At 66.8% G+C, this 7,844-nt stretch carries 9 protein-coding genes; 8 read left to right on the top strand and 1 reads right to left on the bottom strand.

Annotated features, from left to right (window positions below; translation table 11 throughout):
• The 3 genes from WB785_RS03700 to pimB form a co-directional block, all read left to right on the top strand.
• Positions 1–252 (top strand): C40 family peptidase (locus WB785_RS03700; protein WP_424077340.1); only part of this gene is annotated, 252 nt, incomplete at its 5' end.
• Between the two features lie 34 nt (positions 253–286).
• Positions 287–1,123 carry a hypothetical protein gene (locus WB785_RS03695; protein ID WP_424077341.1) on the top strand — a complete coding sequence of 279 codons (837 nt, stop codon included), beginning with the start codon at positions 287–289 and terminating at the stop codon, positions 1,121–1,123.
• 9 nt (positions 1,124–1,132) lie between these two features.
• Positions 1,133–2,269 (top strand): GDP-mannose-dependent alpha-(1-6)-phosphatidylinositol monomannoside mannosyltransferase, encoded by a 1,137-nt coding sequence (gene pimB / locus WB785_RS03690; protein ID WP_424077339.1) that lies wholly within the window; start codon positions 1,133–1,135, stop codon positions 2,267–2,269.
• Positions 2,270–2,323: 54 nt separating this feature from the next.
• Here pimB and WB785_RS03685 read toward each other — a convergent pair whose 3' ends face one another.
• Complete coding sequence (locus WB785_RS03685; RefSeq protein ID WP_424077338.1) at positions 2,324–4,126, bottom strand: AMP-dependent synthetase/ligase; 1,803 nt, start codon at positions 4,124–4,126, stop codon at positions 2,324–2,326.
• 121 nt (positions 4,127–4,247) lie between these two features.
• On the opposite strand from WB785_RS03685, the gene WB785_RS03680 reads away from it, so the two are divergent.
• The 5 genes from WB785_RS03680 to WB785_RS03660 all read left to right on the top strand — a co-directional run bounded on the left by WB785_RS03680 (position 4,248) and on the right by WB785_RS03660 (position 7,701).
• The gene (locus tag WB785_RS03680; RefSeq protein ID WP_424077337.1) at positions 4,248–4,646 is read left to right on the top strand and encodes a polyketide cyclase / dehydrase and lipid transport; all 399 of its coding nucleotides are present in this window, start codon (positions 4,248–4,250) and stop codon (positions 4,644–4,646) included.
• Between the two features lie 87 nt (positions 4,647–4,733).
• Positions 4,734–5,171, top strand: a complete 438-nt coding sequence (locus tag WB785_RS03675; RefSeq protein ID WP_424077336.1) for an SRPBCC family protein — start codon at positions 4,734–4,736, stop codon at positions 5,169–5,171.
• 14 nt (positions 5,172–5,185) lie between these two features.
• Positions 5,186–6,448, top strand: coding sequence for an ArsA family ATPase (locus WB785_RS03670; protein WP_424077335.1), 1,263 nt, complete (start codon positions 5,186–5,188; stop codon positions 6,446–6,448).
• Positions 6,445–6,825, top strand: coding sequence for a hypothetical protein (locus tag WB785_RS03665; protein ID WP_424077334.1), 381 nt, complete (start codon positions 6,445–6,447; stop codon positions 6,823–6,825). Before WB785_RS03670 ends, WB785_RS03665 begins: the two co-directional genes overlap by 4 nt.
• 138 nt (positions 6,826–6,963) lie before the next feature.
• Positions 6,964–7,701, top strand: a complete 738-nt coding sequence (locus WB785_RS03660; protein WP_424077333.1) for a lysophospholipid acyltransferase family protein — start codon at positions 6,964–6,966, stop codon at positions 7,699–7,701.
• Positions 7,702–7,844: the final 143 nt, after the last annotated feature.

Here is a 7,844-nt window from a genome sequence, read left to right as displayed (position 1 = left end):
TTGGTGATGTGGGCGTTCCAGCAGGCCGGCATCGCGCTGCCGCATTCCAGCCAGGCGCTGGCCCACGGCGGCCAGCCAGTCTCGCTCTCGGACCTGCAGCCCGGTGACGTGCTGACCTTCTATTCCGACGCCTCCCACGCCGGCCTCTACATCGGTGACGGCCTGATGGTCCACTCGTCCACCTACGGCGTGCCGGTGCGGGTGGTGCCGATGACTTCGTCCGGCCCGATCTACGACGCCCGCCGTTACTGACCGCCGACGGCATTTACACCGTCGCCGCTGGTTACTGGCCGGCGTACTCGCCACCGAACTCGTCTTCGGCGCCGTCTCGGTATTCGGCCCGGGGCGGATAGCACCGGCACAACCAGCCCACCCGGCCTCACCCGCGGCGGTCGGCGCCGAAGCGCCGCGGCTCGTCGTTGCCGGCGACCGCATCGTGCGGATGACTAATCTCGGCGGCCCGCGAGCGGAGGTCCTGCTGCGTCGGGTCGCTGCGACCATCGGTCAGTCGGTTGACGCCGTAGAGGCGTCCTGGGGGACCGATTGGCCGCGCGATATCGCCGTGGTCGCAACCGGCTCGCAATCGCAGTTCGAGACCGAGGCCGGCGGAGGGCCTGCGGCGCAGTGGGCCGATATCGCGGCGGTAGCCGTTGCCGACCGGGTGGATCCGGCCCGGCGGATGGCGATCGGCCAGCGGATTGTGTTCGCACCAGGCGCCGTCGACATGAGTGACCCGGCGTTGCGAATCGTGTTGAGCCACGAGCTTTTTCACTATGCCACCCGCGCCGACACAGCAGTCGATGCACCGCGGTGGCTGACCGAAGGTGTGGCCGACTACATCGCCAGGCCGCGCACGCCGCTGCCCAAGGTGACGCAGCTGCCGGCAGCGTTGCCCTCGGACGCCGACCTTGACGCGCTCGGAAAACAGCGTTCGTTGGCGTACGACCGGGCGTGGTGGTTCGCGCGTTTTGTCGCCGACACCCGCGGGACGACGACACTGCGCGCGCTCTACCAGGCAGCGTGCGGCGTCGGGCACGCCGACCTACCCACCGCGCTGCAAACCGCCGTAGGCGTCGACGCGGCGGGTGTGCTCGCCGACTGGCAGCAATGGCTGACCCGCTAACCTACCCAGGTGTCCCGGGTCCTACTGGTAACCAACGACTTTCCGCCTCGGCGCGGCGGCATCCAGTCCTATCTGGTCGAGCTGGTTTCTCGACTGGCCGCCACCGGGCAGCACACCGTGGTGGTGTACGCGCCGCGGTGGAAAGGCGCCGACGCCTTTGATGCTGAAACCCGGGGCTATCAGGTGGTGCGTCACCCGTCGACTTTGATGCTGCCCGTGCCCAGCGTCGACGTCCGGATGCGCCGGCTGATCGCCGAGCATGAGATCGACACCGTCTGGTTCGGCGCCGCGGCGCCATTGGGGCTGCTGGCCCAGCGTGCCCGTCAAGCCGGAGCGAGCCGGGTGCTGGCCAGCACTCACGGCCACGAGGTCGGATGGTCGATGCTTCCGGTGGCACGGTCGGTGCTGCGTCGCATCGGTGACGACAGCGACGTCGTCACCTTCGTCAGCCGCTATACCCGGGGGCGGTTCGCCCCAGCGTTCGGGCCGAAGGCCGCGCTGGAGCACTTGCCGCCCGGAGTGGACACCGACCGATTCCGTCCGGACCCGGCAAGCCGCGCCGAATTGCGCACCCGCTTGCGCCTAGGCGAGCGGCCCACCGTGGTGTGCCTGTCGCGGCTGGTGCCGCGCAAGGGGCAGGACATGCTGATTCGGGCGCTGCCAGCAGTCCGTCGGCGCGTGGACGGGGCCGCGCTCGTGATCGCCGGCGGTGGTCCATATCTGGACAAGCTGCGCGGGCTGGCCGAGCGCCTCGGCGTGAGCGAACACGTGACGTTCACCGGCGGGGTGCCCGCCGCCCACCTGCCCGCCTACCATGCGATGGCCGATGTGTTCGCGATGCCATGCCGCACCCGCGGGGCCGGACTCGACGTCGAGGGGCTGGGCATTGTGTTTCTGGAAGCTTCCGCGACCGGTGTGCCAGTCATCGCCGGACGCTCGGGCGGCGCACCGGAAACGGTGCGGCACAACAAGACTGGGTTAGTAGTCGACGGTCGTTCGGTGAACGAGATCGCCGACGCCGTCGCCGAGCTGCTCGCTGACCCGGATCGCGCCGCCGCGATGGGCGCCGCAGGCCGGGATTGGGTCACCGCGCAGTGGCAGTGGGATGCGTTGGCCGCCAGACTATCCGAGTTGGTAGACGGCTAGCTTGGATTGCCCGACTCCTCCTCATCGCGCTGCGCGCTCTGCATCGTCGCCGGGCTAGCCCTTAGCGTAGATCTCGTCGATGTCGTGGGCGAACTTCTCGGCCACCACCTTGCGCTTGACCTTCATCGTCGGGGTGAGCTCGCCGGTGTCCTCGGTGAAGTCGACTGGCAGGATGCGGAATTTGCGGATCGACTCTGCATGCGACACCACCAAATTGGCTTGTTTGACGGCGGCGTCCACCTCGGCGTTCAGGTCGGGGTCGGTGACCAGCTCGCTCACCGACGCATCGGCGGGCTTGCTGTTGCGCTGCTTCCAGCCCTCGAACGCCTCGGGGTCGATCGTGATCAGCGCGCCCACGAAAGGCCGTGCGTCGCCGACGACCATGGCCTGGCTGATCAGCGGGTGCGCCCGTAGCTGATCCTCCAATACGGCGGGGGCGACGTTCTTGCCTCCGGCGGTGACGATGATTTCCTTCTTGCGGCCGGTGATCGTCAGGAACCCCTCCTCGTCCACCGTGCCCAGGTCACCGGTCTTGAACCAGCCGTCTTCGATCGCTTCGTTGGTGGCCTGCTCGTTGTGCCAATAGCCGTCGAACACCACACCGCCGCGCACCAACAGCTCGCCGTCGTCGGCGATGCGCAAGCTGTTGCCCGGCAACAACTTTCCGACGGTGCCAATTTTCAGGGCGCCGACCTGATTAACGGTGATCGCCGCACTGGTCTCGGTCAGCCCGTAGCCCTCGTAGACGGTGAGACCGACGCCGCGGTAGAAGTGGCCCAGCCGTGCCCCCAGCGGTGCGCCGCCAGAGACCGACGCGCGGCAGTCGCCGCCCAGCGCCGCGCGCAGCTTGTGGTAGACCAGCCGATCGAACAGCGCGTGCTTGGCCCGCAGCACTACACCCGGGCCGCCGCGATCCTGAGCCTCGCTCCAGTCGACGGCGGTCTGCGCGGCGATCGCGAAGATGCGGCCCTTCCCGTCGCTGGCGGCGTTCTGCGCGGCAGTGTTGTAGACCTTCTCGAACACCCGCGGCACCGACACCACGACCGTCGGTTTGAACACCCCGAACATCGGCACCAGATTCTTGATGTCACTGGTGAATCCGACGATGACCTTGTTGTGAAATGCGCTCAACGTGAGTGCGCGGGCCAACACGTGCGCCAGCGGCAGGAAGACCAGCAGCCGCTCGCCCTTGCGCAGCAGCGTGGGCAGAACCTCCTTGGCGCCCCGGGTTTCGTAGACCAGGTTGGAATGGGTCAGTTGGCAGCCCTTCGGGCGCCCGGTGGTACCCGAGGTGTAGATCAGCGTCGCCGGATCGTCGCTGCGCAACGCCTCGAGGCGGGCGGTCAGCTCGGCCGGTTCGACCGACGCGCCATCCCGCTCGAGTTGATCGAGGGCCGCGTCGTCCGAACCGTCGATTTGCAGCACGCGCCGCAGCTCAGGCAGGTCGCCGGTGAGCTCGCTGACCATCTTCGCGTGGGCGTCGGTTTCGGCGAACGCCACCACCGCACCCGAGTCGGAGAGCACCCAGCGCACCTGCTCGGCCGACGACGTTTCGTAGATCGGGACGGTGACAGCGCCTACCGCCAGGATCGCCAGATCGAGGATCGCCCACTCGTAGCAGGTGGCCGAGAAGATAACCACCCGGTCACCGGCCTGCACCCCTTGTGCGATCAAACCCAGTGCTGCCGAGCGGATTTGGGCCGCAGCGGCGGCGCAGGTGACGTCAATCCAGGCACCATCGACCAGGCGCTGAAAGATTACGGTGTCGGGCTCGTCGCGCTCGTGGGAGAACACCGCGTCGACGACGTTGTCGTGCTCGCCCACCGTGAACGGGGCGGGAACGCTGAATTCACGCACTCTTGTGACCTCGCTTGAGTTATGCCGCCGGGTAGCCGGGCTAAATTCTGGACTCAGCCTAGTCCGGGCAATCCCGGGTGGTGCTATGCGGCCATCCGTGCGGTATGTGAAGCTAGGGGCCGTGCACAGCGTTCACATCGCCGACGAGACGTTTGTCGCTGCCGACCCGGCACGCGTCGGCGCCGCAGTCGGTGATCCGGCCAACTGGCGGCGGTGGTGGCCAGATCTGCGGCTGCAGGTCATCGAGGACCGCGGGCCGTTAGGAGTCCGATGGACGGTGACCGGGCCGCTGACCGGGACCATGGAAGTCTGGCTGGAGCCTGCCCTGGATGGCGTGGTGTTGCACTACTTCCTGCATGCCGAGCCGTCCGGAGTGGCGGCCTGGCAGTTGGCCAGGATGAACTTCAGCAGAATCACCCATCGCCGTCGGGTCGCCGGCAAGCGAATGGCTTTCGAGGTGAAGGCGACGCTCGAGCGTTCTCGGCCGGTCGGGGTTTCTCCGGTGCTTGACCAGGTCTGAGTTCAACCGGGGAGTACCGTTTCTGCCGTGGATGGCGGTACAGCTCGCAGGGTGGCGACCGCGTACGGGGGAGAAGGAAGCGACTAGGTGGCGGAGAAGACGGCGCAGACGATCTACATCGACGCGGATCCCAGCACGGTCATGGATGTGATCGCGGATATCGGTTCGTATCCCGATTGGGTGTCGGAATACCGGGAGGCCGAAGTGCTCGAGGCCGACCGCAACGGGAACCCGAAAGTGGCGCGGTTGGTGCTGGACACCAGCGTCCTCAAAGACACGTTGGTGCTGTCCTACGAGTGGCCGAAAGATCGCAAATCGGTCCGCTGGTCGCTCGTCTCCAGCTCGCTGTTGCGGTCCCTCGACGGCGTATATCGATTGGCGTCCAAGGGGTCTGGTACCGACGTCACCTACGAGCTCACCGTCGACATCGCTATCCCGATGATCGGCTTGCTCAAGCGCAAGGCCGAGCGCAGGTTGATCGACACCGCTTTGAAGGATCTGAAGAAACGAGTCGAGGCTGAGTGAAGCTGGGTGAATCAGTGGCGCCTTCGTTCACTCGGATCAGTCTTTTCGTCGGCAAGGGTGGGGTAGGAAAGTCCACTTTGGCGGCCGCGACCGCCGTGCGTGAAGCGCGCGCTGGTCAGCGGGTGCTGTTGGTATCCACCGACCAGGCGCACTCATTGGGTGACGTGCTCGGGATCACGGTCACGCCGTCCGGCCGGCGCGATCCGGTCCGGGTGCTCGCCGACCTGGAAACCGGGGCGGCCGACGCGGGCGGCGGCTTCCTCGACGCGCTGGCGATGGATACCCTGGCGCTGCTCGAGGCTCGTTGGCGCACAGTCGTCGACACACTGGGCCGACGCTTCGCAGAATCGGAGCTGGGTGAGATTGCCCCCGAAGAACTTTCGGCGCTACCCGGCGTACAGGAAGTCCTCGGGCTGCATGAGGTCGGCGAGTTGGCTACCTCGGGGCAGTGGGACCACATCGTGGTCGACTGTGCCTCCACCGCCGACGCGATGCGGATGCTGACCCTGCCGGCCACCTTTGCGCTGTACGTCGAGCGCGGATGGCCGCGCCACCGCCGGCTTTCCGCCGCTGCCGACGATGCGCGGTCGACGGCGGTGGTGGAGCTGCTTGAACGCATCAGCGCGAGCGTCGAAACCCTCAGCGCGCTGCTGACCGACGCGACCCGCGTCGGTGCGCATCTGGTCCTCACCGCCGAACGGGTGGTGGCAGCCGAAGCGGTCCGGACCCTGGGTTCGTTGGCGTTGATGGGCGTGCGGGTCGAGGAACTAATCGTCAACCAGATTCTGGTGCAGGATGATTCCTACGAGTACCGCAATCTGCCCGCCCATCCGGCCTTCGACTGGTATTCCGAGCGCATCAGTGAGCAGCGCGCTGTGCTGGACGAGCTGGACGCCGCTATCGGCGATGTGGCACTGGTGCTCACCCCGCATCTGGCCGGCGAGCCGATCGGCGCCAAAGCGTTGGCGGAACTGCTGGACAGTGCGCGCCGTCGCGGCAGCTCAGCACCGCCGGGGCCGGTGCGTCCGGTCGTCGAGTTGGAGTCGGGATCCGGTCTGCAGTCGGTCTACCGATTGCGGCTAGAGTTGCCGCAGATCGACTCCGGCGCGCTTACCCTTGGCCGGGTCGGCGACGATCTGATCGTCGGCGCCGGCGGGATGCGGCGCAGAGTGCGGTTAGCGTCCGTCCTGCGGCGATGCACGGTACTGGACGCGCATCTTCGAGGTAGCGAGTTGACGGTGCGTTTTCAACCTGATCCGGAGGTGTGGCCGAAGTGACTGGCGTCCACCCCGACATCGGTCCCGAGTTGCGCAAACTCGCTCAGAGCATTCTCGACGGGATCGACCCTGCCGTGCGCTTGGCGGCGTCACGGGTGCTTGGCGACGGCGCCGGCAGCGGAAAGTGCCAGCAGGTGTGGTGTCCGGTGTGCGCGTTGGCCGCGGTGGTGACCGGGGAAGAACACCCGTTGTTGACCGTCATCGCGGAACACAGCGTCTCGCTGCTGGCGGTGGTCCGGGCCCTTATAGATCAAGTCGAGCAAGTCGACGGATCGAAGCCGCCGCCGGACGGCGGACCGGGCGGCGGTGCCGCGCCCGATACCGATGCCGGCGCGCCGAGTCGCTATCAGCCCATCACCGTGACCGTCGAGGAGTAGCCGCAGCGGTTCGGGTTAACGGCAGCCGGCTCGCTGCCGAAGAGTAAGCAGGTCGCAATCGTCGATGTGGTCCTATGCACACTCGATCGGTACAGTTGGCGCAGAACACTGTCGGTCGAGGGGCAAGTGGGAGGGTCCATGTGGTACTGGCTTTTCAAGTACATCTTCATGGGCCCGTTGCTTGCCTTGCTTGGTCGGCCGAAAGTTGAAGGCCTGGAATACGTCCCGCAGTCCGGCCCGGCGATCCTGGCAAGTAACCATCTGGCGGTCGCCGACAGTTTCTATCTGCCGCTGGTTGTGCGGCGCCGGATCACATTCTTGGCCAAGGCCGAATATTTCACCGGCACCGGCCTGAAGGGATGGTTCCAGCGCTGGTTTTACGGCACCACGGGCCAGGTGCCGATCGACCGCAGCGACGCCGACGCCGCGCAGGCTGCGCTGAATACCGCTGAACGGTTGCTGAGCCAGGGCAAGCTGCTCGGCATGTATCCCGAGGGCACCCGCTCGCCCGACGGCAGGCTGTACAAGGGCAAGACGGGGTTGGCTCGGCTGGCGCTGGAAACTGGAGTTCCGGTGATACCGGTGGCGATGATCGGCACCAACGTCGTCAACCCGCCCGGCAGCAAGATGTGGCGATTCGGCCGGGTCACCGTCCGATTCGGCAAGCCGATGGACTTCTCCCGATTCGACGGGCTGGCGGGCAACCGCTTCATCGAGCGAGCCGTCATCGACGAGGTGATCTACGAGCTGATGGGCCTTTCCGGTCAGGAATACGTCGACATCTACGCGGCCAGCGTCAAAAACGGCAGTGACGCCAACGGGTCCCAACCGGCGACGCAATCGCCCAGTCGGATTCCTGAGACCGCAGCGGGCTAGCGAATCGCAGTTCAGCGCTCAGCTGACCGCCGAGACCGGCGAAGGTGTCGTCGTCGCGGCCCGCGGTGCACCGGCGGTCGCCGTGCTGACTGCGACCGTGGCGCCGGCCGCGACGATGGTCGCCAGCGCCCACCACAGGTAGG

This window comes from Mycobacterium sp. (assembly GCF_049585075.1).
GTDB lineage: Bacteria > Actinomycetota > Actinomycetes > Mycobacteriales > Mycobacteriaceae > Mycobacterium.
The sequence above is the reverse complement of the archived record's forward strand: the minus strand, read 5'-3'. Positions and strand labels throughout refer to the sequence as shown.

Bases quoted from the DNA above. Each gene is read 5' to 3' on its own strand.
- WB785_RS03660 (WP_424077333.1), top strand. From the start codon at position 6,964: ATGTGGTACTGGCTTTTCAAGTACATCTTCATGGGCCCGTTGCTTGCC.